General features: G+C 58.3%; 18 protein-coding genes. 6 read left to right on the forward strand and 12 right to left on the reverse strand.

Annotated features, from left to right (window positions below):
- Window positions 1-26 precede the first annotated feature (26 nt).
- The 4 genes from CMN55_RS02335 (at window position 27) to CMN55_RS02350 (ending at window position 5,314) form a co-directional block, all read left to right on the forward strand.
- Window positions 27-1,271 (forward strand): acyl-CoA dehydrogenase family protein, encoded by a 1,245-nt coding sequence (locus CMN55_RS02335; RefSeq protein ID WP_293947931.1) that lies wholly within the window; start codon window positions 27-29, stop codon window positions 1,269-1,271.
- 13 nt (window positions 1,272-1,284) lie between these two features.
- Window positions 1,285-3,186, forward strand: coding sequence for a TRAP transporter permease (locus CMN55_RS02340; protein WP_293947932.1), 1,902 nt, complete (start codon window positions 1,285-1,287; stop codon window positions 3,184-3,186).
- A gap of 38 nt (window positions 3,187-3,224) precedes the next feature.
- Window positions 3,225-4,256 (forward strand): TAXI family TRAP transporter solute-binding subunit, encoded by a 1,032-nt coding sequence (locus tag CMN55_RS02345; RefSeq protein ID WP_293947933.1) that lies wholly within the window; start codon window positions 3,225-3,227, stop codon window positions 4,254-4,256.
- Window positions 4,257-4,333: 77 nt separating this feature from the next.
- On the forward strand, window positions 4,334-5,314 hold the full coding sequence (locus CMN55_RS02350; protein WP_293947934.1) for an NADPH:quinone oxidoreductase family protein: 981 nt from the start codon (window positions 4,334-4,336) through the stop codon (window positions 5,312-5,314).
- Between the two features lie 6 nt (window positions 5,315-5,320).
- On the opposite strand, the gene CMN55_RS02355 is transcribed toward CMN55_RS02350, so the two are convergent.
- The gene (locus CMN55_RS02355) at window positions 5,321-7,036 is read right to left on the reverse strand and encodes a flavin-containing monooxygenase (protein ID WP_459253633.1); all 1,716 of its coding nucleotides are present in this window, start codon (window positions 7,034-7,036) and stop codon (window positions 5,321-5,323) included.
- A gap of 161 nt (window positions 7,037-7,197) precedes the next feature.
- On the opposite strand from CMN55_RS02355, the gene CMN55_RS02360 reads away from it, so the two are divergent.
- Both CMN55_RS02360 and CMN55_RS02365 read left to right on the forward strand, forming a co-directional pair.
- Window positions 7,198-7,899 carry a transglutaminase-like domain-containing protein gene (locus tag CMN55_RS02360; RefSeq protein WP_293947936.1) on the forward strand — a complete coding sequence of 234 codons (702 nt, stop codon included), beginning with the start codon at window positions 7,198-7,200 and terminating at the stop codon, window positions 7,897-7,899.
- Between the two features lie 154 nt (window positions 7,900-8,053).
- On the forward strand, window positions 8,054-9,406 hold the full coding sequence (locus CMN55_RS02365) for a TetR family transcriptional regulator (protein WP_293947937.1): 1,353 nt from the start codon (window positions 8,054-8,056) through the stop codon (window positions 9,404-9,406).
- Window positions 9,407-9,419: 13 nt separating this feature from the next.
- On the opposite strand, the gene CMN55_RS02370 is transcribed toward CMN55_RS02365, so the two are convergent.
- The 11 genes from CMN55_RS02370 to CMN55_RS02420 form a co-directional block, all read right to left on the reverse strand.
- The gene (locus tag CMN55_RS02370) at window positions 9,420-9,938 is read right to left on the reverse strand and encodes a class I SAM-dependent methyltransferase (protein ID WP_293947938.1); all 519 of its coding nucleotides are present in this window, start codon (window positions 9,936-9,938) and stop codon (window positions 9,420-9,422) included.
- A gap of 229 nt (window positions 9,939-10,167) precedes the next feature.
- Window positions 10,168-11,856: an N-acyl-D-amino-acid deacylase family protein gene (locus tag CMN55_RS02375; RefSeq protein WP_293947939.1), complete on the reverse strand. Its 1,689-nt coding sequence runs from the start codon at window positions 11,854-11,856 to the stop codon at window positions 10,168-10,170.
- 137 nt (window positions 11,857-11,993) lie between these two features.
- Window positions 11,994-13,049 carry an acyl-CoA dehydrogenase family protein gene (locus CMN55_RS02380; RefSeq protein ID WP_293947940.1) on the reverse strand — a complete coding sequence of 352 codons (1,056 nt, stop codon included), beginning with the start codon at window positions 13,047-13,049 and terminating at the stop codon, window positions 11,994-11,996.
- Window positions 13,046-14,197, reverse strand: a complete 1,152-nt coding sequence (locus CMN55_RS02385; RefSeq protein WP_293947941.1) for an acyl-CoA dehydrogenase family protein — start codon at window positions 14,195-14,197, stop codon at window positions 13,046-13,048. The genes CMN55_RS02380 and CMN55_RS02385 overlap by 4 nt, the downstream gene beginning before the upstream one ends.
- A gap of 97 nt (window positions 14,198-14,294) precedes the next feature.
- Window positions 14,295-15,848, reverse strand: coding sequence for a DHA2 family efflux MFS transporter permease subunit (locus tag CMN55_RS02390; protein WP_293947942.1), 1,554 nt, complete (start codon window positions 15,846-15,848; stop codon window positions 14,295-14,297).
- Complete coding sequence (locus CMN55_RS02395) at window positions 15,845-17,026, reverse strand: HlyD family secretion protein (RefSeq protein ID WP_293947943.1); 1,182 nt, start codon at window positions 17,024-17,026, stop codon at window positions 15,845-15,847. Before CMN55_RS02395 ends, CMN55_RS02390 begins: the two co-directional genes overlap by 4 nt.
- On the reverse strand, window positions 17,026-17,523 hold the full coding sequence (locus CMN55_RS02400; protein WP_293947944.1) for a MarR family winged helix-turn-helix transcriptional regulator: 498 nt from the start codon (window positions 17,521-17,523) through the stop codon (window positions 17,026-17,028). The genes CMN55_RS02395 and CMN55_RS02400 overlap by 1 nt, the downstream gene beginning before the upstream one ends.
- Before the next feature lie 171 nt (window positions 17,524-17,694).
- Window positions 17,695-19,842: a 3-hydroxyacyl-CoA dehydrogenase NAD-binding domain-containing protein gene (locus CMN55_RS02405; RefSeq protein WP_293947945.1), complete on the reverse strand. Its 2,148-nt coding sequence runs from the start codon at window positions 19,840-19,842 to the stop codon at window positions 17,695-17,697.
- A gap of 11 nt (window positions 19,843-19,853) precedes the next feature.
- Entirely contained in the window at window positions 19,854-21,062 is a 1,209-nt protein-coding gene (locus CMN55_RS02410; RefSeq protein ID WP_293947946.1) for an acetyl-CoA C-acetyltransferase, read from the reverse strand.
- Between the two features lie 167 nt (window positions 21,063-21,229).
- On the reverse strand, window positions 21,230-22,225 hold the full coding sequence (locus CMN55_RS02415) for a 2-dehydropantoate 2-reductase (protein WP_293947947.1): 996 nt from the start codon (window positions 22,223-22,225) through the stop codon (window positions 21,230-21,232).
- Window positions 22,226-22,227: 2 nt separating this feature from the next.
- Complete coding sequence (locus CMN55_RS02420) at window positions 22,228-23,832, reverse strand: AMP-binding protein (protein ID WP_293947948.1); 1,605 nt, start codon at window positions 23,830-23,832, stop codon at window positions 22,228-22,230.
- Window positions 23,833-23,994: the final 162 nt, after the last annotated feature.

Consider the following 23,994-nt stretch of genomic DNA (forward strand, 5'->3'; position numbering starts at 1 on the left):
AATAAATAAATAAAACAGCAGGGACTATGGATTTCAATTTAAGCCGGGAGGGCGAAGAAATCCGGCTGCGTGCCGAGGATTTTTTCGGAAGGGAAGTGCTACCGCGTCACCGCGAATGGGTGCGCACCGTTTGTCATGAGCGCAAGCCGCCGCATTTCATCAGGGAAATTCAGGAAAAGGCGAAAGAACAGGGTCTTTGGAACCTTGCCTTGCCCAATCTGGCGCCGGATGAGCCTGGAACGCGGCTCGGCAATCTGGAGTTCGCGCCGATTGCCGAGATACTGGGGCGCCTGCCCTGGGGATCGATGGTCTTCAACTGCCATGCGCCGGAAGTGCCGAACATGGCGATGCTTCAGGCGCTGGCAACACGGGAGCAGAAGGAAAAATATCTTAACCCTCTACTGAATGGCCAGACCCGCTCCTCTTTCGCGATGACGGAGCCGGATGTCGCCTCCTCCGATGCGACGAATATCGCCACCGTTATTCATGAAGACGGGGACGAGCTGGTCCTCAATGGCCGCAAATGGTTCGCGACCGGAGGCGCTCACCCCGATTGCTCCTTCCTGATCGTCATGGGGGTATCCGATCCGGATGCCGGTCGCACCTCCCGCCACAGCATGGTTATCGTTCCCATTGATACGCCGGGCCTGACATTGGTCCGGCATTTGCGTTTTATGGGCTGGGAGGATTTCGTCGCGCCCATCGGGGAATTCCGTCTTGAGAATGTCCGCGTGCCGAAAACCAATCTGCTCGGGGAGCGGGGGCAGGGGTTCAAGGGCGCGCAGGTCCGCCTTGGCCCGGCGCGCATCCATCATTCCATGCGCTGTATCGGCATGGCGGAAATGGTGCTGGCCCAGATGGTCGCCCGCGCCCATGAACGCAAGACTTTCGGCCGTCCGATTGTGGAATATGATACGGTCCAGAAATGGATCGCCGAAGCCCGCATAGATATCGACATGAACCGCCTGTTCATTCACAAGGCGGCCTGGCTGCTGGATAACAGCGATGAAAGAAATAGCTGGCGTATCGTTTCCCAGATCAAGGTTACCGTTCCGCGCATGCTTCAGAAAGTGACGGATCGCGCCGTGCAGCTTTTCGGCGCCATGGGGGGCACCGATGATACGCTGATCCATCATGCCCATTCCTACGCCCGTTGGTTCCGGATCGGCGATGGCCCGGATGAAGTGCATCTGCGGCAGATTTACAAGACAGAACCGGTTCCGGAGTGGACAATCGCAGAATGTCCCTATATCGCGCCCGACGGATTCTAGGAGGTATGTAACGGTGAATGCCAGTATCAAAAATTTCGTCGCATGGCCCATTGCCCTGATCTGTGCCGCTCTTGCCGCGCAGGCTATCTATTCCGCTATTTCCGGCGGGTGGGATCTGATTTACGGCCGGGCCTGGATTTTGTGCGCGGCCGTTGTCGTTGCTCTTTTAAGCAGTCCGCTGGCCGATAGCCGGGAAATGCCGCAATCGCGACTGAGATATGTGCCCGTCTGGCTGTTATGGCTGTTCGATGTGCTGCTGGTCGGCATTTTCGTGCTTGGAACAATCCGCTTTATCGATATTCAAATACTGCTTGAAGAGACCATGTTCGATTTTGCGGAGGTTGATATCTGGATCGGGCTGGCAGCCGTTATCGTCCTACTGGAGGCGACGCGACGGCTGTTTGGCATGCCGATCGTGATCATTGCGCTACTCGGCCTTCTCTATTGCCTTTTCGGCCAGTATCTGCCGGGTTTCCTTAATCATTCCGGCTTTACGCTCAGCCGGTCCATCGAAACCATCTGGTACAGCCTGCAGGGCGTTTATGGTATGCCGATGGGCGTTGTCTTGCAGGTGGTGCTGATTTTTATTGTCTTCGGCGTCCTGCTGGAAGGGACCGGGGCCAGCGATGCCCTGATTCGTGCATCCGTCGCCCTGACCGGCCGCACCCGGGGCGGACCCGCCCATTCCGCCGTGGTCGCCAGCGCCGTTTTTGGTAGCATGTCCGGCAGCGTGACGGCGAATGTCGTGGGGACGGGCAGCTTCACCATTCCCATGATCAAACGGAGGGGGTTTTCGCCCGCCATGGCAGGCGGGGTCGAGGCCGCAGCGTCAACCGGGGGTCAGATTGTCCCGCCCGTAATGGGGGCGGCGGCCTTTCTGATGTCGGACCTGACGGGTCTTCCCTATACCACCATTTGCATTGCCGCCCTTGTCCCGGCGCTTTTCTATTATGGCTCGCTGTTTGTCTCGATCGCCGTTCAGGCGGGCGCCGATGGGATCGAGCCGCTGCCGGAATCCGAGCGTCCCCCCCTCAATCGCAAGGACCTGCTGGCCTGCCTGATGTTCATAATTCCGATAGCGGTCATCGTCTTTGTGCTGCTGATGGATCGTTCCCCTGCGCAGGCCGGATTCTGGGCAATTGTGGCCGCCGTTTTTGCCGGGGCATTCAGCAAGCGCAACCGGGAAAATCCGCGCGTTATCTGGGAGGCGCTGGTCAAGGCCGGGCGATCCTGCGCCTGGATCATTATCGCGGTTGGCTGCATCGGGGTTATCCTTGGGGTGCTCAGCCTGACGGGGCTTGGAATTTCCTTCGCCTCCACTGTCGCGGAATTCAGCGAGGTCTCGTTGCTGGCTGCACTGGTCACAACGGCGCTCGCGGCACTGGTCCTTGGCATGGGAATGCCGACACTGCCAGCCTATTTGATCATCATTCTGGTATTGGGGCCGGTGATGCAGCGGATGGGGGCGGAATTGCTGGCGACCCATATGTTCGTCTTTTACTTCGGTGTGCTGTCAGCCATCACACCGCCCGTGGCCATTGGCGCCTTTGCGGCGGCGCCGATTGCCAATGCGCACCCGTTTTCAACGGCTGTGATGGCGGTGCGACTCGCACTCGTCGGCTTCATCATTCCCTTTATCATCGTATATGAACCATCCCTTCTAATAGTGGGGACGTTTGAATTGACCAATTTCCTCCGGGTGACGATTTGTCTCGGGCTGGCCATCTGGTTTATCAACACGGCGCTTATCGGGTTTGAGCGACAGCATCTGTCGATGGCGGAGAGAGTAATCCGGGCCGGGGTCGGCGCGGGGCTGCTCATTCAAATTCCGTCAATACAGTTTACCCTGATCGCCGTGGCCCTGATTGTCATCACTTACGGGAAATTTCGGGCAAGGCGCAAGCTGGCAGGGTAGAAATCAATATATCAACCATACACAACAGGGAGTTACTTATGGGAAAACATTCAATTCTTAAATCAGTCGGGGCCGTTGTTGGCCTGTCGGCCATGCTGGCAGCCGTTCAGCCTGCCGCCGCAAAAGACAGCTTTACAATGGCGTCGCTCGGATCCTCGTCCCCGACGACTACTTTTTCCATTGCAACAGTTGAAGTTCTGAAAAAGGCACATGGGTACAAGGTTCAGCTTTCCACCGGAACGGCCGCCGTCCGGCAGGCTGTGGATTCCGCCAAAAATGAACTGGACCTTTTTGTGACAGCCGTCTCGATCCATGGCTTCATGAAAAGAGGCGAGCGGATGTATGCAAAGATGGCAGATGCGAAAGAACTGTCTGAAAATCTGCGCGGCCTCATGAATTACCCGCTCGGCGCTTATCAGTGCATTGTCTGGGACGACAGCGGCATCAAGGAATTTTCAGACTTGAAAGGCAAGACTGTCTTCACTGGACCGCCGTCTGGTGCGGCCCGGGTGGTTGTCGAACAGATTATCGAAGGCGTAACGGGTTACAAGCCGAAGCAGGATTTTGATTCCCCCAATTTCGATTGGGCTGCTGGGTTGCAGGGCTTCCAGGATAAGCAGATTGACGTTTATTGCACACCGGAAGCAATTCCGAGCGCCGGCGTGGCACAGCTTGCCAGCATTGGAGAAATCCGCGTTCTCGGTATTCCGGAAGAAGCCCTTGACAGCCCGGCCCTGAAGGCCCTTGCCAGTGTTCCGGGACGTGAATTTGTGATGCTGCCGACCGGGCTATATCCGACTCTTGTCAATGAAAAGGAAGTTCGGGTGGTGAACTCTGTGGTGGGTCTTGGCACCAACAAATGGATGAGCGAGGAAGATGCCTATAACATTACCAAAGCCATCTATGAAAATGTCGATGATCTTACCCGGGCGGCGGCCTGGATGAAGGTGATCACGCCGGAAAATGGCCTTAACCAGATGAACATGCCGCTGCATGTCGGCGCCTATAAATACTATAAGGAAGTTGGCGTTGATGTGCCGGAGGATCTTATTCCGCCGGAAGCAAAGTAAGCATGATCTGAAAACTTGCGCCGCTGTCTTCCGGGACGGCGGCGCTTTTTATTTTCATCAACAGTCAGAGGGTTATCATGATGCGCGCGCTTATCTGTTCGGAAGATTTCAGCGGTCCGGCCGGGCTTAAGACTATGGAGGTTTCAAAGCCGGTTCCCGGCGCGGGAGAAGTGCTGATCGAAGTCATGGCGGCGGGTGTCTGTTTCGCTGATATGCTGATGAGCCGTAATAAACATCAGAACAAACATCAACCGCCTTTTTCAACGGGGATGGAAGTGGCGGGTACGGTTGCTGCCATTGGCTCCGGGGTTGAGGGCTTCGCGGTCGGTGACCGGGTTGCGGCCCTTGTCTATGATGGCGGGCATGCGGAATATGTTTGCGCAAAAGTAACAGAGATATTTCCTCTGCCCGAGAGATGCGATCCGGTGCAGGCGGCGGCGTTGCTCTCGGTCGCGCTGACGTCAGAACTGGCCCTTGTGGAAAAAGGGCAGCTTCGCGCCGGGGAGACGGTGCTGATCGGCGGGGCGGCGGGCGGCGTCGGTATTTCCGGTATTCAGCTTGCTAAATATCATGGTGGACGTGTGATCGCGGTTGTCAGTGATGAGGCAAAGCGCGACGCCTGTCTTGCCGCCGGTGCCGATGCGGCGCTGCTCTATTCCGATGATCTGCGGGCGGCGGTGCAGGCGGTCAATGACGGGCGAGATGTGGATATTGTGCTGGATCCGGTGGGTGGCGACTTCGCCGATCAGGCGGCCAATTGCCTCGACTGGAACGGACGCTATCTCATTATCGGCTTCGCGGCGGGCGGCATCCCCAAATTCGCCGCCAACCGACTGCTGGTCAAGAACCGCGCGGCCATCGGCATGGTGCTCGGCTATTACCGTTGGCGTGACCCGGCGCGTCTTAAAGTCGCGGCAACGGCGGTTCTGGCGGCAATCGGGGAGGGCGCGCTCAATGCGCCGGTTGATCTGATCGAGCGCCTCGAAGATATTCCCGCCGCCATGGAGAAAATCGAAAGCCGACGCATGATCGGCAAGGCCGTGGTTCGGCTGCGCTGATAACCTTTACGTGCCGGATGAGGCGGCGGCCTGTGTCGATGTCGCCGCTTCTCCTTCAAACTTGAGGCCGTCATATCCGCTGGCGGCGACGGCCCGTATGCGCGCATTATATTTGGGCGTGCCGCCGTTATAGACGAAATAACGCACCCGTCCGGCCTCATGCCCCTTCACATTGGAGTTATATCCGGTGAACCAGGATTTGGCCTTGCGCATCAGCATGTATTTATACATCTCGGCCACCTCGTTGACCCAGGCCGCTTCTGCCTCTTGCGTCGGTTCCGCCCGCGAATAGCCTTGCTGCCAGATATGGTTCAGCAGATCCATGCACCAGTTGACGCCGCTTTCAATGCCGCGCGGATAATTGGTGGAGGCGGAACCGCTCTGCGGACCGTTGGGCATCAACAGGTTGGGGTAGCCGTTTATCATCATGCCGAGAAATGTTTCCGGCCCTTCCTGCCATTTATCTTTCAGTTTCGCGCCGCCGATCCCGCGGATGTCGATATGATCGAAGGCGCCGGTCATGGCATCGAAGCCGGTGGAATAGATGATCACATCCAGATCATGGTCCGCTGCTGCCGTTTGGATGCCCGTTTCCGTGATCCGCCGGATTGGGCTTTCGCCGATATCGACAAGATGCACATTATCGCGGTTGTAGGCTTCGAAATAACGGGTTTCAAGGGGGACGCGCTGGATCCCGAAGCCATGATCCTTCGGGATCAGCTTGTCCGCCGTCACCGGATCCTTCACCCGTTCGCGGATACGCCCCGCAATATAGTCTGAAAACTCTGCATTGGCCTTCTCATCCATGAAGATTTCACGGAAATTGCTGAGCCAGATGCCGAAGCCCGGCTCATCATAAAGCCGATCCCAGAGGGCGATTCTTTCCTCCCTCGGGACATCATAAAAGGACCGTTCGTCAATGCGATGGACAAACCCGCCGGGGGAGCGGCTGCAAAGATCGAAAATCTGGTCATAACGGGCCCGGATATCCGCCATTTCCCCATCCGAAATGGGGCTGTTGTTAAGCGGTGCGCTCCAGTTCGGGCGGCGCTGGAAGACGTAGAGCTCATCGACTTCCTCGGCAATCACCGGAATGATCTGGATGGCGGTTGCGCCAGTGCCAATGATGCCGACCTTTTTCCCCTTGAGATCTATGCCTTCATGCGGCCAGTCATAGGTATGAAAGGACGGGCCTTTGAAATCATCCATACCCTCCAGAAGCGGCAGGGTCGGCTGTGACAACAGGCCGATGGCCATGACCATGAAACGGCATGACAAGTCGCGTCCATCACTGGTNCGAAGNCGCCAGCGATCCGCCGCCTCGTCGAAATGGGCGGCCTCGACCTTGCAGTTGAACTGCATATGCTCCCGCAAGGAGAATTTATCGGCCACNAAATTCAGATAGCGCAGATTTTCCGGCTGGCTGGAAAAACGCTCCTTCCAGTGCCANTCNTCAAGCANCTCGCGGGAGAAGGANTAGCCATAGGTATANCTCTCGGAATCGAANCGACACCCCGGATAGCGGTTATTGTACCATGTCCCGCCGAGATCGCCGCTGCCTTCCAGCAATATGNCCGATATGCCCTGATCGACAAGCCGCTTGATCTGATAGATNCCGGCAACGCCCGCGCCGATGACGATCACTTCATAATCCGTNTTTTGTGCCGTTGCCATTTTCCCGCTCCTGCCCTTGTTTNTTCTTGCGCCGGTCAGCATTTTCATCAGCAGATGTTCATATTAGGGGTATTTCAGGGNATGNCACAAGTATCTTTATACGCCCCGTTCAGCCAGAGCGCGGATTGACAGCNTCNTNGNGACATATTAACTGATAGGGAAGGGAGCGCCTATTCCTGCTTCCGCTGCCAAATAAAGGACGATAAAAGATGGCGCCTGAACATAATATTCCGANTGATGCGCGGAANTATCTTGAACCTGCCGATTATGTGNANAGCGATGCGCCAGAGGTGCAGGCNTTNGTTGNGCAAGCCCTTGCGGANCTGCCGTCAGATGCCTCAGANCGTGATAAGGCGATCCGACTGTTTGAGGCGGTGCGNGACCGGTTGCGCTATGATCCCTATNGNACNTCNCTGGATCCGGAAACCTACCGTGCAAGCCATATTGCGACCAGNGAGAGCGGCTATTGCGTGCCGAAGGCAATCCTGCTGGCGGCNTCNCTCCGGGCGGCGGGNATTCCGGCGGCGATCGGTTTTGCCGATGTGCGTAATCATCTCAGCACTGAAAAGCTGACGGAGCTCATGGGCACGGATCTGTTTATCTATCACGGCTATGTCCAGCTCTGGCTCGGGGACGAAACCTACAAAATCACTCCCGCCTTCAATATGGAGCTTTGCGAGAGGTTCGGTGTCAAACCGCTGGTGTTTGACGGCTATTCCGATGCCCTGTTTCATGAGCATGACATGCAGGACCGGCGGCATATGGAATATGTCAATGATCGCGGGATTTTTGTTGATATTCCGATAGATCAGTTTCTCGCGGAATTCCGTACAACCTATCCGAAGCTGTGCGCCAATCTGGATAACGACGATATAGCCGAAGTAAAAGACAAATTTACGGCGTCAAGCTGACCGAAGATATCGGCGGTTCTTCTCGCTCCGGCATTCTCCGGCGGCGGTCACATTGCCGTGCGCAATATCAAAACCGGTTGATTTGAAAGGGCGTTCCCTTACAACACAGGGTATATGACCGCGCAGGCCATTCGGTGATTGGGAGTAAGGCTCCGTGACATACAGTCAGAATATACGGCAGAACGCGAAACATGCAGGCAGCGCCCCCCGGAAAGGGCGGGCGGTGGCGACGCGGCAGCTTCTGTTGGCGGAGGCGGCCCGTCGGTTTCGACGGCACGGCTACACTGCTTCCTCTCTCAAGGATATCGCCGCCGGGGCGGGGATCGGCGCGGGCAGCCTTTATTATTATTTTTCCTCCAAAGAGGAGCTGCTCGACGAGGTGCTGGAAAAAGGCTGTCGGCAGATTGTCGATTTTGTCTCCCAGGCCCGGCGACAATGCGATGATGGGGGCGGAGATTTCCGGGATGTTTTCCGCGCCATGATCTATGCGCATCTTTATTATATTCTCTATGCCGGGGATTTTACCGCCGCCGGCATCCGCAATTTCTCCATGCTGCCGCCGGCGAACCAGGCCCGTCATCGCCAGGTGTTCGAAATTTACGGCAATGTCTGGGAGGACGCGTTTGAAAAGGCCCGGCAGACAGGCGAATTGAAGCCGGAACTGGATCCGGCGTTCCTTCAGCGTATCATTATCGGCGCCCTTAACTGGGCTGTGGAATGGTTTGATACGGAGCACTATTCCATCCATAAATTCGCTGACCGGGCGGCTGATCTGCTGCTTGACGGGATGCTGAAGCCGGGAATGTCATGGCAGGGAAAAAAGGCGGCGTGCATTCCGGTTGAACCTCTGGAGGTGATGGCGGCCCGTCAGCCAAAATTCGGCAAGTCCCGTCTCGGAATCCTGATTGCGGCGGCCCGTGTCCTGCGCGAACGCGGCTATGAAGGGGTGACGTTACGGCATATTGGCGAAGTGGCGGGCATGGAAGCGGGCAGCATCTACTATCATTTCTCCTCGAAGGAGGAAATTATTGATGAGGTGCTGGCGCGCGGATTGCGCGAAATCGCGGATGGTGTCGCCTCGGTGCTGGAAAACCGGGATAAATTTCCGGGTCCCGTGGATTGCATTGCGGCCGCTGTCCGCACGCATATGCTCTATCTGTTTGTCCGCAATGATTTCGTGGCGATGAATATCCGTATCTATGCCCAGCTCCCGCAAGCAGTGCAGGAACGGCATCGGCCGGTCCGACAACGGCTGGCCACTGTCTGGAGTGAATGCCTTGGCATTATCGGGGAGGCAGAGGAGTTTCGCGATAATATCGAAATTCTGCCAACGCGGCAGCTCCTGTTGGGGGCGCAGAACTGGACGGCGCTGTGGTTCAAACCCGGTCGGGCGCCGGCGTCGGGAAACCGGACGGTGGACGATCTCGTCAATATGCTGCTTGTGATGTTTCTGGATGGTATCGGGGGTGAAAAATTGAAAGACCGCGGCGATATCACGGAACGCTAGTTATATCGCCCGGTCAGTTAAGGGGGCGCGAATATTTCCACACCCGGGCGGGCGGCAGATTTCGGATCACCGTTGCGGCGCGCATACCCGTAATGCCAAGCTCCCGCGTGAGATTCTCCGACAGCGGCGGCCGCGCGGAATAGCTATATTGGATCAGTATACCCCGTTCGTCCAGCAAGGCCAGAATCTGGGTCAGTATGCTGTGTTTTTCGCTTTTCTTCATATTGAGAAGCGGCAGGCTGGAAAAAACGATATCAAAGGGTTGCGGTTGTTCCGTTTCGAGGATCTGCTCAAGAAACCGCGCGTCACCGGTTATGACTTTGAGGTCGGGGAATTTGCTGGCTAAATTTGACGCCAGCCGACAGTCCCGCTCCAGCAGGGAAAGCTGCTCCGGCTCGGCACCCGCATCGAGCAGGGCTTCGGTAATAACGCCGGTTCCCGGGCCAATCTCAAGAATACGCTTGCCACCAAGCTCCGCCGCCGTTGCCATGGCACGCGCGAGGGGACGGCCACTTGGTGCGAGGGCTCCCATTCTTCGGGGGTTGCGTAAAAATGCGAATATAAAAGACTGATCCATATGAACATATGGCCATGCGAGGCCTGATTATCCTTTGGTGATAAGGTCTCTTCTGTTTTGGAAGCCTGCCAGATTTAATCACATTTTTGTGACAAGTAAAACGGCTTTTGCGGTCTTTTTTGTGATGTCAAAAAATGGGGCTGCCGTTTTAAGGCAGCCCGGAAAAATATGGCCTTCACCTGTTTCAGGCGGCAAGGCCGCTCCGCAGCAGTTTGCCGGGCAATGCGGTTTCGATCTCTGGCGTTGTTGTATTGCGATCAATCAGCAGCTTGCCATTGACGATGACCGATTGAATGCCGCTGGCCGGGGAGATCAGCCGGTCGCTGCCATCCGGCAGATCATAGACGCGCTGAAGTGTGCCCGCCGCAATTGTCGCCGGATCGAAGATAACGATATCGGCCATGGCTCCTTCGGAAAGGACGCCACGCCCTTCGATGCCGAAAATCTGTGCCGGTTTCTGGGTCAGCATATGGATTGCCTGCTCCAGCGTGAGGGTGCCGCGTTCGCGCACCCAGTGGCCGAGCAGATGGGTGGAATAGCAGGCGTCGCACAGCTGGCTCGCATGTGCCCCGGCATCGGAGAGACCAAGGACAAGATTATCATCGACCAGCAGCTCGGCCACTTCTTCCTCATCATAATTGACGATGGGGAAGCGGAAGCGGGCCACAAAATCGGTTTCCAGCGACAGATCGAGTACAAAATCGACCGGATCCTTGCCGACGCTGTCCGCAACCTCGCGAAGCGGCCGTTCGTGCCATTCCGGATTATTCGGCGCCATGGAGATGACGCAGCGGTCCACCCAGCCCGCCACGGCATTCTTGGCGTCCGCACCGGTATCCTTGCGGAAGGCATCGCGGAATTCGGGGTCGCGGTAGATCGCCTTGCGGCCTTCCGTATCCGTCTCCATGATCTGTTTGAACAGCGGTCGCATCTCGAAGGGGAAGGGTTCGTTGAATTCGAAATCGAAGTTGATCGGTCGGCAGGCGACCTGCGGATAGATTTTGACGCCTTCGGCACGGAGCTTGGCAGTGGTTTCCTGATGGCGGCGGTGGGAGCCGGGGCCGGACATGCCCGAGAGCAGTGCGGTCCAGCTAATCGCCATATCGTGTTTTTTGGAGAGGGTGGCGAGCTGATCATGGAACAGGGTCGGGCCGACGGTCGCCTGAACAATTTTTCCGCCGCCTTCGCGCGCGGCGCCGACCAGACGGTCAATCTCGATCATATCGGCGAGGCGGCTCGGCACCGGTTTGCCGCCATAGCCATGATGGGTTGTCGCCTGCGATGTGGAGAAGCCGAGGGCGCCCGCCTCCATCGCCTCGCGGACAATGTCGGCCATGCTTTTCATCTCATCTTCGGTCGCTTCACGTTCCACCGCATCTGTGCCCATAACATAGGTGCGGATGGGGGTATGGCCCGCCAGAACGGCCAGGTTGATGGCGCTGCCCCGTTCCTCAATGGCATTCATATATTCGCCAAAGCTCTCAAACGGCCATTCGGAGCCGAGCCCTTTGGCAAGCGCATCAAAGGCCATGCCTTCCACCTTTTCAAGGGTACGCATGATGTTTGTCCGGTGTTCGGGCCGTGTCGGGGCAACACCGAAGCCGCAGTTGCCGATGACGGCGGTTGTGACGCCATGCCAGGGGGAGATGGACAGCATTTTGTCCCAGATGACCTGCGCATCATAATGGGTGTGGATATCGACAAAGCCGGGGGAAACGGTCAGGCCGGTGGCGTCGATTTCGCGCGCCGCGTCTTCCGTGACCTCGCCAAGTGCCACGATGCGACCATCGCGGATGCCGATGTCGCCCTTGTAGCCGGGAGCACCGGTGCCATCGATGAGGTTTCCGCCGGTGATTTTAAGGTCGAGTGCCATTCCATTCCTCCTTGTTGTTTAGCCGGAAAATATGCTTCCGGCCATTCGGGCGGCGTTGTTGCCGCTTCTTGATCTTTGGGCATGGCCGCAATCGCGGGGGCGGCCATGCCGAGAGTGTGCCTTTGCAGTCAGACTGATCAGGTTGGCCGGGTCGTCAGCCAGGACCAGATATCGTCCGCTTCCTTCTCCAGGATCTGCGCACCGATCCAGTCCGACCAGTAGCTGTCGGAGCCGAACTCATCCCGCCAGGACCACAGGCGGCGGGTTCTGAAATGCAGATCGTGTTCATAGGTAAAGCCGATGGCGCCGTGCACCTGATGGGCGTGGGAGCAGATAATCCCCGCGGCCTCGCTGACGCGGGTCTTGGCGGCGGCTGTCTCAAACCTGCCGTCAAAATCATCGGAGGCAGCCAGATCCGCCGCCTGAAACGCGCCAAGCACGGCGGCGGTGGACGCCGCCGTATGACCCGCCATTTCGGCCAGATTCTGCTGGATAACCTGCAACTTGCCGAGCGGGCGGCCGAACTGGACGCGCTCATTCGCATATTGCACCGTCGCCTCCAGCACCCATTCTATGGCGCCAGACATCTGCGATGCACGCATCATGGCGCCGAGGGTAAAGATGGAATGCATCGTCATTCCGGTGGGCAAGGGGGCTTTTTCAGCGGGCGTGGCGCCGTTGAATTCCAGCGTATCACGGGGTTCTGTCGCGATATTCTGGTTTTCCGTGACGTCATAGTCTCCCGCCTTGAGGAGGGCGATGCCGTCTTCGGTGATGACGGCCACATGATCGGCGCGGCGACCCCACGGAATGCGCGTGGCCGTCCCGGAGACGCCATCGGAGCCAAGCGTCAGCTTTTCATCGGGCCGCACCGGGGCAAACACTGTCACGCCGTCCGGCGGCGTGATACCGGCGGCGGCGAGCAGATGATTGGCGAGGATGGCCTCAACAATGGGGAGCGGCACGGAATGACGTCCCGCAGCGCGGGCAATGACTTCGGCGTCCGCGAACTGACCGCCGACGCCCCCCATATGTTCCGGTGCAAGGATATGCAGCAGGCCGTTCTCTGCGACCGCCTGCCATAATTTTTCCGGAAACACATTGGTTTCGGCGGTTTCCTTCAGATTCTTGGTGACCTCGGCCGAAAAAAGTTTTTCCACCGTATCGGCCATGATTTGCTGTAGTTCATTCATCGTAGACCAAGCCCCCGTGCAATGATACCGCGGAGAATTTCGCGTGTGCCGCCCCGGAGAGAGAAGGAGACGGCGGCCTGTGTGATATAGGCGCGGACTTGCTCGAAGTCGGTTGTCGCACTCATGCTGGCTTCGCCATTTGAATAGCGGTGGGCGATTTCCGGCAGATCCTGCTCATATACGGCGCCGAGATCCTTGACGACCGAGGCTTCCAGCGCCGGATTGGCGCGGCTTTCCAGCTTGCCCGCGACCGAGATGGACATGCGGCGCAGCGTTGCCAGATGGGCGATCAGGCGGCCGATTTCCCGCTGGGCGCGGCGGCTCGGGTCCAGCTTGGCCTCCCGGATCATCTCGATCAGCAGCTGGATGGAAGACATATAGCGTTCCGGGCCGGAGCGCTCAAAAGCAAGCTCCGCCGTCACCTGTTTCCATCCGTCGCCCTCTTCGCCGATGCGATCTTCATCGGGAACAAAGAAATCCTCGAATACCACCATATTGAAATGGTTTTCCCCGGCGATATTCTTGATCGGGCTGACCGTGACGCCCTTGTCTTTCTTGAGATTGATGAGGAACTGGCTCATTCCGGCATGGCGGTTTTCCGATGGCGGGCTGGTGCGGACCAGCGCGATCATCCATTCGCAGTGATGGGCCGCTGTCGTCCAGACTTTCGTTCCGTTGATCAGATAGCCGCCATCCACCTTGTCCGCCTTGGTGCGGATGGAGGCGAGATCGGAGCCGGTGTCCGGTTCACTCATGCCGATGCAGATATAGGTTTCCCCGCGGATAATGCCGGGCAGGATGCGGTGACATTGCTCATCGGTGCCGAAGCGCAGGATTGTCGGCCCGCTCTGGCGGTCGGCGATCCAGTGGCTGCCAACGGGCGCACCGGAGGCAAGCAGCTCCTCCAACAGGGCGTAGCGTTCAAAAAAGCTGCGCTCCGCCCCACCATATTTCTTGGGCCAGGTAATGCCGATCCAGCCTTTTTCTCCCATCTTGCGGGAGAATGCGGGGTCGAGGCCGGCCCAGGAGCGGGAACGCAGCACCGCCGGGTAATCCGCCAGTTCCTTTTTCAGGAACTCGCGCACTTCCAGACGCAGCGCTTCCGCCTCTGGTGGCAGGCTGTAGGGATCAAAATTGAAATACTGCATGAAAAACGGCATCCTCTCGTCGATAGCCTACGACATTGGCTATGTTCTTGTCTTTATTACAGCCTATTTTGGGCTTAATCGCCCGACCTGGCAATGGCTATTCCGACATAGCGACGGGAGAAGGCGCATTTTTACCGGGCCTTTTGAGAAACAGTAACAGCGGTGCCGCCGCCAGCATGACCCACATCATCAGGGTAAAATCATTGAGATAGGCAATCATCGACGCCTGGCGTGTGACCTCGCCGTTTAGCGCGGCAAGGCCCGATGGAATGTGATAGTTCCATGCCTGCGGCAGCCAGGGTGACTGCATGGCATCGTGGAAGGGGGTCAGGTTTTCGGATAGGGTGGCGTGATTGATCTGCGTATTCCGGCTCAGCATTGTGAAAACGATAGAAATCCCGATGCTGCTGCCGATATTGCGCACCAGGCTGAACATGGCGGTGCCGTCATTGCGGTAATGGGCGGCGAGGGTTGAAAAGGTGAGGGTGCTGAGCGGTACGAAAATGAATCCAAGCCCGACCCCCTGAATGATCCCGGTCCAGACAATGGCGGCAATGCTGACATCCATGTTGAAACGCGACATCTCATAGAGAGACAGGGCCGTCATGCAGATGCCGAAGAAGATTAGAAAACGGCTGTCGATGCGGCCGATAACCCGGCCGATAAAGACCATGGCGATCATCGTGCCGATGCCGCGCGGGGCCAGCACATAGCCGGTGGTGAGGGCGGGGAATTCAAGCAAGCTCTGCAGAAATGGGGGAAGCAACGCCATGGTCGCCAGCAGGATGATGCCGACCATAAAGATCAGCATGAGGCCGATGGCGAAATTACGGTCGCGGAACAGGCCGGGCTCGATAAAAGGCGCCTTCGCCGTGAACATATGCACGAGGAACATATAGAAGCACAGCCCGGCGACGACAGCCTCGATGATGATCTCCCGTGAGGAGAACCAGTCCTGAGACTCCCCGCGATCCAGCATCAGTTGCAGCGAGCCGATGGCGAGGCTGAGCAGGGCAAAGCCGATATAGTCAAAATGCCGCGCCTTGTTGCGCACGGTTTCGGGGACAAAGGCGAGAATGCCGAGCAGGGCGAGAATGCCGAAGGGGAGATTGATATAAAAAACCCAGCGCCAGTTATAATATTCCGTCAGATATCCCCCGAGCGTGGGGCCGAGGATCGGTCCGACCATCACGCCCATGCCCCAGATGGCCATGGCCGATCCGTGCTTCTCCGTCGGATAGGTGTCGAGCAGAATAGCCTGCGACAGCGGCACAAGCCCGGCCCCGAACACACCCTGTAACAGCCGGAAGACGACAATCTCGGTGAGGGAGGCCGCCGCGCCGCAGAGCATGGAGGTAATCGTGAAGCCGATCACCATGATGAGGAACAGCCGTCTGCGGCCGAGGCGGGCCGCCAGCACGCCGGTCGGCGGCGTCATGATGGCGGCGGCAACGATGTAGCTGGTCAGTACCCAGGAAATCTGGTCCTGCGTCGCCGACATGGTCCCCTGCATATGCGGCAGGGCGACATTGGCGATCGTGGTATCCAGCGCCTGCATGATCGTCGCCAGCATGACGGAGGCGGTGATCATGGCGCGGCCGAAGGGGGTTGTCTCCTCCCCCGGGGCGGGACTGGCCGTAATGATGCTCATTTGCTGCGTGGCGCCTCATCTGCGGTCGCCAGCGGTGTTTCGCCGATCCAGCCAAGCGCCGTGCGGATCACGTCCGGCATCGGGCGGCTGTAGCCGGTATCAATCTCGACAAGGCTGCTCATCCCGGCACGCAGGGGCAGTTCCTCTTGGCGCGCGTCGAGCCGGACCCGCACGGGAATACGCTGTACGACCTTGACCCAGTTGCCCGTGGCATTCTGCGGCGGGATGACGGAAAATTCCGCGCCGGTCGCCTGGGAAAGGCTTTCGACCGTGCCGTCCCATGTCTGGTCCGGATAGGTATCGACGGTGACCGTCACCTTTTGCCCCGGCCGGACATGGGTCAGGTCGGTTTCCTTGAAATTGGCTTCGATCCAGATGTCCCGGTCGGAGATCAGGCTCATGACCGCGCTGCTGAAGGCGCCGTTGCCAATCACCTGCTGGCCGATTTGCGGGGTATTGCTGGCGATGCCGTCAAAAGGCGCGCGCACGACCGTGCGTTCCAGATCGAGCAATGCCTTGTCCTTGTCCGCCATGGCGGCAAGATAGAGGGCATGTTCCGCCACCGGAATATCCGGATTGCCGCCAAGCTGCGCCGTAATCTCGGAAATTTCCTGCTTGATGACATCGAGCTGCTGGCGCGCAACATCAAGATCATGGCGGGTGGCGTCCAGCTTGCTGCGCGAGACGGCGCTACTGGCAATCAGCTTTTCCTGCCGCCCATATTCTTTCTGTGCGAAGGCGATATTGGTGCGGGCGAGGGCAAGTTCCCCCTGTTTCTGGCGATAATTGGCTTTCAGGCTGGCGATTTTGTCGCGGGCGTTGGCCAGGCCGGCCTCCGCCGCCGTGATGGCGATCCGGTAGGGGCGGTCATCAATACGGAACAGCTCGTCCCCCTTGGCGACATGTTGGTTCTCCCGGACAGACACACTGGCGATGAGGCCCGACACCTCGGCGGCAATTGAAACCTTGTCCGATTTCACATAGGCATTGTCGGTTTCGACGAACCGTCCGCCGGTGAAATAGAGATATCCGCCGACAAGAATCACCAGCAGCGGGCCCAGCAACAGCAGGGTATTACGAATTACCCGGGGTCTGTTTTTTACGATCGGCCGTGTTTCACTGGGCAATGAGGCCTCTTTCGTCTCGCTCATTTGTCCGTTATCGGTCTTGTTTTCCATTAATAGGCTCTCTTCTTGGTATTGCTCGCGGAGTCGGGAAGGCTGTCGGCCTCTCCTTCAATCTGACTCTCGGCGCACAACAGGCTCTGCTTGACCTGCTGCAGTGTGGCGATGAATTGATTACGCGCGTCATCGGTCAGGGCCATTGTCGCCTGCCGCTTTGTTTCTGCGGACATTTCCTGCATCTCGCGCAGCAGGGGCTCGGCCTTGTCTGTGAGATATAGCCGGATCGCGCGGCGGTCATTCGGGTCGGGCTGGCGGGAGACAAGGCCCGCTTCCTCCAGCCGGTCGATCAGGCGGGCGAGGGTGATGGGCTGAATTTCCAGCGTATCGGCCAGGGTGACCTGTTTCACCCCTTCCTGACGGCGCAAATAGGCGAGGGCCTGCCACTGGGCTTGCGACAGGCCGAGGTTCTGCGCCCGGCGATTGAAGTTGCGACGCATCAGGCGGGCAACATCATTGATCAGAAAGCCGATACTCTCTTCCGGATTTTGCATATATGCGTTCCTTATATTAAGGTTCATATATAATAAGTATAGTATACTATATTGCAAGCCGGCATAATGTAATGCCGGTCACATTTTCTCATAGTTCGCAGACGCAAAAGGAAAAGCCGCCACGGGATGACCCGGCGGCGGCTTTGGTAGGTTTTTATAATATAATCAGAGCTATGCGGCTTTTTCTTTATCTTCCCGCAGCTTATCAAGCGCCGCGCTTGGCAAGGCGAAACGGTCGCCATAGGCTTCAGTGAGTTCGCCCGCACGTTTTGCGAAAGCCTCAACCCCGACACCCTGCACGAATTGTAGCGCGCCGCCCGTATAGGCCGGAAAACCAATCCCGAAAATGGAGCCGACATTGGCCTCCACTTCGTTGCGCAGAACCCCTTCGTTATAGCAGCGGAGGGTCTCGATCACCTGGCGGTAGATCAGCCGGTCTTCGACATCCTGCAAGGGGATGTCGCTGTTGCCGCGCGCAAACTGCCGGATGCCTGGCCACAGACTTTTGCCGCCGTCCGCGCCATAGTCGTAGAAACCGCCGCCATACTGACGGCCGCCGCGCTCCATTTCGACCATTTTGTGAGTGACAGCGACGGTCGCGGTCATGTCCGCGGGATAGCCGTCTGTCACGCCGAGACGCTGATCCAGCACCTGATGGGTATCATAGACCTTCTTCTGCAGGATCAGGCTGACTTCATCGGAAACGGCGAGGGGGCCGACCGGCATCCCGGCGAGCCAGGCCGCCCGCTCGATCAGGACCGGATCAACCCCGTCGATGACGAGGCTCGCCCCTTCGTCGGTATAGGTGCCAAACACGCGGGAAGTGAAGAAGCCGCGGCTGTCATTGACGATGATCGGGGTCTTGCCGATCTGCATGACATAGTCATAGGCCTTGCGCACCGTTTCCTCGCTGGTTTTCTCACCAACAATCAGTTCAACGAGTTGCATCTTGTCGACGGGGGAGAAGAAATGAATGCCGATGAAACGGCTCGGGTCCGGACAGCTTTCGGCCAGCAGGGAAATCGGCAGTGTCGAGGTGTTGGAGCCATAGATACCCGTGTCCCCGAGCTGTTTGAAGGTGGCGGGAATGACCTTTTCCTTGAGGGCGATATCTTCAAACACCGCTTCGATGATGATGTCGGCTCCTTTGTAGTCGGCATCATTTTCCGTCGGCTTGATCCGGTCGAGAAGGGCTTTGCCTTTCGCTTCATCCATCTGGCCGCGTTTGATGCCCTTGGTCACCAGCCCTTCGGAATAGGCCTTGCCTTTTTCCGCCTTGGCGATGTCCATATCCTTCAGCCAGGCGGGCAGGCCGCGTGCGGCATGGGCGAAGGCAATTCCGGCACCCATCATCCCGGCACCGAGGATAGCAGAGGAGCCTGCCTGCCAGCGATCTCCCGCGGGGCGATGCTTGCCGTTCTTGATGCCGTTCAGGCCAAAGAAAAAGGTTCCGATGGCGGCCCGCGCCTCCGGCGTCGTGATCAGCTTGCAAATTCCCCGACTTTCGGCGCGCAGCGCGCTATCGAAACCCATACGCATGGAGTTGACGGCGATATCGAGGATTTTTTCCGGCGCGGGCATCCGTCCGCGGGTTTTCTTGTAAAGCAGTGTCGGGGCGACTACAGTGGTCATGCGCACATTCGGCGCATCCGCATTGCCGCCCGGATATTTGAATCCCTTGCGATCCCAGGGCTGCGCCGCGGCATCGGGGTTTGCCTTGATCCAGGCTTTTGCCGCGGGAACCAGCTGTTCTTCCGCCCCGACCATCTCATCAACCATGCCTTCTTTCAGGGCGTCGGCTGGTTTGGCGGGCTTGCCTTCCAGCAGGCGCGGCAGAGCTTTTTCAAGGCCGAGCAAAGCGGTCAGGCGCACCACACCGCCCGCGCCCGGCAACAGACCGAGCGTCACTTCCGGCAGACCGACAATGGCCTTCGGATTATCCACAACGATGCGCCGGTTGCAGGCGAGGCAAAGCTCATACCCGCCGCCGAGCGCCGCGCCGTTGATCGCCGCGACAACGGGGACCGGCAGTTTCTCGATCCGCCGGAAATAGCCTTTCGACTTTTCGATATAGACGAAGAAATCCGCGCTCGTCGTGCCGGTATCGAGGATGGAGTTAAGGTCCGCCCCGGCAAAAAAGGTATTCTTGGCGGAGGCGATAACAACGCCGGTCAGTCCGTCTTCTGCCTCCAGCCGGGAGATGGTCTCACTCATGAAGCCGTCATAGGCGTCGCTCATGGTATTTGCCGATTGACCCGGCATGTCCATCGTGATGGTGACAATGCCGTCGGCGTCTTTTTCATAAATAAATCCGGTCATTTCGTGTCCCCCTACACACGTTCGATGATGGAGGCGATGCCCATGCCGCCGCCGACACACATGCAGATCAGCGCCCGCTTCAGCTTGCGCCGCTCCAGCTCGTCGAGCATGGTCGAGACGAGACAGCCGCCGGTGGCGCCGAGCGGATGGCCCATGGCGATGGCGCCGCCAACCACATTCAGCTTCTCGTCCGGCACATTGAGGTCCTTTTGCAAGCGCAGCGCGACGGAGGCAAAGGCCTCGTTGATTTCCACAAGGTCGATATCGTCCATGGTTAGCCCCGCTTTGGCGAGCGCCTTTTTCGACGCCGGGCCGGGGCCGGTCAGCATGATGGTCGGGTCCGTCGCGGTGAGGGCGATGGAAACAACCCGCCCGCGCGGGTTAAGGCCAAGATCCTTGCCCGCCGCCTCGTTCCCGAGCAGGATCAGCGATGCGCCATCCACAATGCCGGAGGAATTACCCGGCGTATGCACATGGTTGATCCGCTCCACATGCGGATAGCGGGCGAGGGCGACGTCATCATAGCCCATGGCGCCGGGCCCCATGAAGCTTGGCTTCAGACTGCCGAGCGCCTGCATATCGGTGTCGGGCTTGATGAAGTCATCCCGCTCCAGAATGACGAGGCCGTTTTCATCACGAACCGGCACGACGGAGCGATCGAACCAGCCGTTATCGCGCGCCTGGGCGGCGAGCTTCTGGCTGCGGACGGCGAACTGGTCCACATCATCGCGGTTCCAGCCTTCGATGGTGGCGATCAGGTCGGCGCCGATGCCCTGCGGCACGAAACCGGTTTTGAGCACGGTTTCCGGATCCTCCGCGAAGGGGCCACCGTCGCTGCCCATGGGCACCCGGCTCATGCTCTCGAAGCCGCCCGCGCAGACAAGATCTTCCCAGCCGCTGGCGATTTTTGCCGCCGCCGTGTTGAAGGTATCAAGGCCGGAGGCGCAGAAACGGTTGAGCTGCGCGCCCGGGACGCTTTCATCCCATCCGGCGGCCTGCAGGGCGATTTTCGGTAGCACGGCCCCCTGTTCCATAACCGGTGCGACACAGCCCATCATCACGTCATCGACACGCGCGGTATCCAGATCATGGCGCTGCTGCATTTCATGAAGCAGGGTGGTGACAAGCTGAATGGGTTTGACTTCATTAAGCGATCCATCCGCCTTGCCCTTTGAGCGGGGCGTGCGAATGGCGTCATAGATATAGGCGGCTTCGGCCATTGATGTTCTCCTGAGGGGGGTTCCCGCGACCTGTTAGTTCTGATGATTGTGTTATGTGATCGTACACAAGTTTATGCCCGGCGCCCGGATGGCGTCAATGCACATAAACGAATGCTGATGTATGCCGCATCGGTCCGCGAGAAAGCGCCCGGTCGGAGGTGTGATGTCTATTCCCCGGAAGGATAGAGGCCGAGCATGCGCGCCTTCTGACGTAGCAGGGTTGCCACAACATCAATGGTGGGCGTTTTCCGGTCCGCGAGGATCGCAAGCTCCTGCAGGGCGGTCAGCAGCGTATCAATCTCCATCTGCCGCCCGTTTTCCAGATCGACCAGCATGGATGTCTTGTGCGGACCGACCTTGGAGGCCTGATCAAGACGCGTATCCACATCAATGTCGAAGCGGGTTCCGAAGGCTTCGGCGATGCTCTGTCCTTCGATCATCATCTGGCGGGCGAGGGCGCGCACTTCCGGCTCCCGCGTGATGCGGTCAAGGGTCGAACCGGTCAGCGCCGAGATGGGATTGAAACTGAGATTGCCCCACAGCTTGACCCAGATGTCGGAGCGGATGTCAGGCCGCACCGGCGCATCGAGGCCCGCCGATTGCAGCAGACGCGAGAGCTGCTCCGCCCGCTCGGTTATTTCTCCCGTTGGCTCCCCCAGCAGAAAGCGCAGCCCGTTCATATGGTCGATCACGCCGGGTTCGCGAATGGCGGCCGCCTGATAGATAACGGCGCCGATCACCCGCTCGGGCCCGATCCCCTGCCACAGCAAGTCGCCGGGGTCGGTCGCGGGAATGCGCCGGTTGCTGAGCGCGCCCTCAAGCCCGAAGCAATACCACCAGGGAATGCCGTTCTGCGCCGTCACCACCACCGTTTCGGAATGCAACAGATGCTGGAGCTGATCGAGGATTGGCGCAACGGAGTAGGTTTTGAGGGCGATGATCACATAATCCTGCGGCCCGAGGTCGGCCGGATTGTCGGTCGCGCGGATGTCCTTGATGGTGAAATTACCGGCGACACCCTCGATGCGAAGCCCCTTTTCCCGGATCGCCGCCAGATGCGGCCCGCGAGCAATGAGGGAAACGTCCGCTTCCCCTTTTTTTGCCAGCAATGCCCCGGCGATGCCGCCGATGGCTCCGGCGCCATAAATACAGATTTTGGTCATTTTCAGCCTCTTTTTTCTGCCTCGATGGCGGGCAGGCGTGTCCGCAATTCATTCTTGGCGATTTTTTCAAGGGTTGACCTTGGGAAATCTTCAACGACGATTACCGAGCGCACAACCTTGAAATCGGCAAGGTTTTGGCGGCAGACATCGATGATCTGCGTTTCAAGATCATCCGGCGCGCCCGGATTGGGGCGGACAAAGACGACGGGCACTTCATCCAGCATATAATGCTTCTGCCCGACGACGGCGCATTCCTTGACCCAGCCGGTTTCCATAATTACGGTCTCAATCTCGGAGGCGGCGACATTCTCCGCGCCGATTTTCAGCATGTCCTTTTCCCGGTCCCCGAAGAAGAGATTGCCATTTTCATGCATGCGCACGTAATCGCCGGTCTCGAACCAGCCGTCCGCATCGAAGGATTTGGCATTGGCTTCGGGGTTTTTGTAATATTCCTTGAACAGATTGACCCCGCGCGTCCCCCGGATATAGAGAAGGCCGCGCTCGCCCGGTTTGATATGCGCCCCGGTTTCCGGATCGCGGATGTCGATTTCAAAACCCGGGGAAACACGGCCGATTGTCGCTCCCGTTCCCGGATGGTCCATATCTGTGACAATCCCGTGCGTGATGGTTTCCGTCATGCCCCACCAGCCAAGCATCTTTATTGAAAATTTTTCCATGGCGGCCGGAATGCGGGTGCCGGCGCCCCAGACGCGGAAGCTATGTTCTGCCGGTGGCTCCTGCGCCAGCAGGGCGTTGACGCAGAAATGGATGATGGAGGCCCAGCTGCATTTGTTGCGGATGGCCACATCCCAGAATCGGGAGGCGGAAAATTTCGGCTGCAGGACCAGAGTTCCGCCGATCCAGAGGCTGCTCAGCATGGAATAGCTTTGCGCGTTGGTGTGAAACAGCGGCAGAAAGCATTGGCAGATATCTTCATGTCGCAGCCGGATATGGGCAACATTCATCTGTGCGCCCCAGAGGGCGTTGGCATGGGTCCATAGAACGGCCTTCGGGCGCGAGGTGGTGCCGGACGTGAACTGGACCCCAAGATCGGCGAAGGGCTCGACCGGCCGGTCGGGGCAGGGGCTCTGTTCCGCCAGCATCTCGGCAAAGGGGACATGGGCGATATTCTCCGGAATTTTCGCGTCCTCTCCCGCGTTATTGTCCGTGAGGACAAGAAACTTGATGTTCGGTGCGGAGGAGGAAACCAGCTCCGCGAAGGACGGTTGCGTAATGGCGGCGACAATCTCCGCATGATCGGCGAAATAGATCATGTCGCGGGCGACCGACCGGGTATTGGTGGACACTGCCACGGCGCCGATACGGGCGCAGGCGAACCAGGAAATCATAAACTCGGGGCTGTTATCCAGATGCAGCATCACCTTGTCGCCCTTCATGACGCCGCGTGTGTGAAGGGCGGCGCCGACACGTTCCACCTCGGCGCTGAAGCGTGCATAAGTATAGGTTTCGGGTGCCTTGTCAAATGCCTCCCAGATCAGGAACGGCTTGTCGGGGCAGCGCTCCACCCACTGGCGCAGCAGCCAGGGAATATCCCGCCCTTCGATCATGGCTTTGTGTGATTGTTCTATTTTGCTGAATAAGGTCATGCCGGCTTCCCCTGTTTTTATTTTTGCCGATCATAAAAAGGAACGGCGGCAAATACCAGCATCCGTTAAAGGCCATGTGCGTTTTTACCGATATCACGAAGACGGGGATGAAGGGCGCATAGTGTCGCTTGACACTCATTCATCAGCCAGAACAAACTGCGG

Source organism: Sneathiella sp., assembly GCF_002694385.1.
Taxonomy (GTDB): Bacteria; Pseudomonadota; Alphaproteobacteria; order Sneathiellales; family Sneathiellaceae; genus Sneathiella.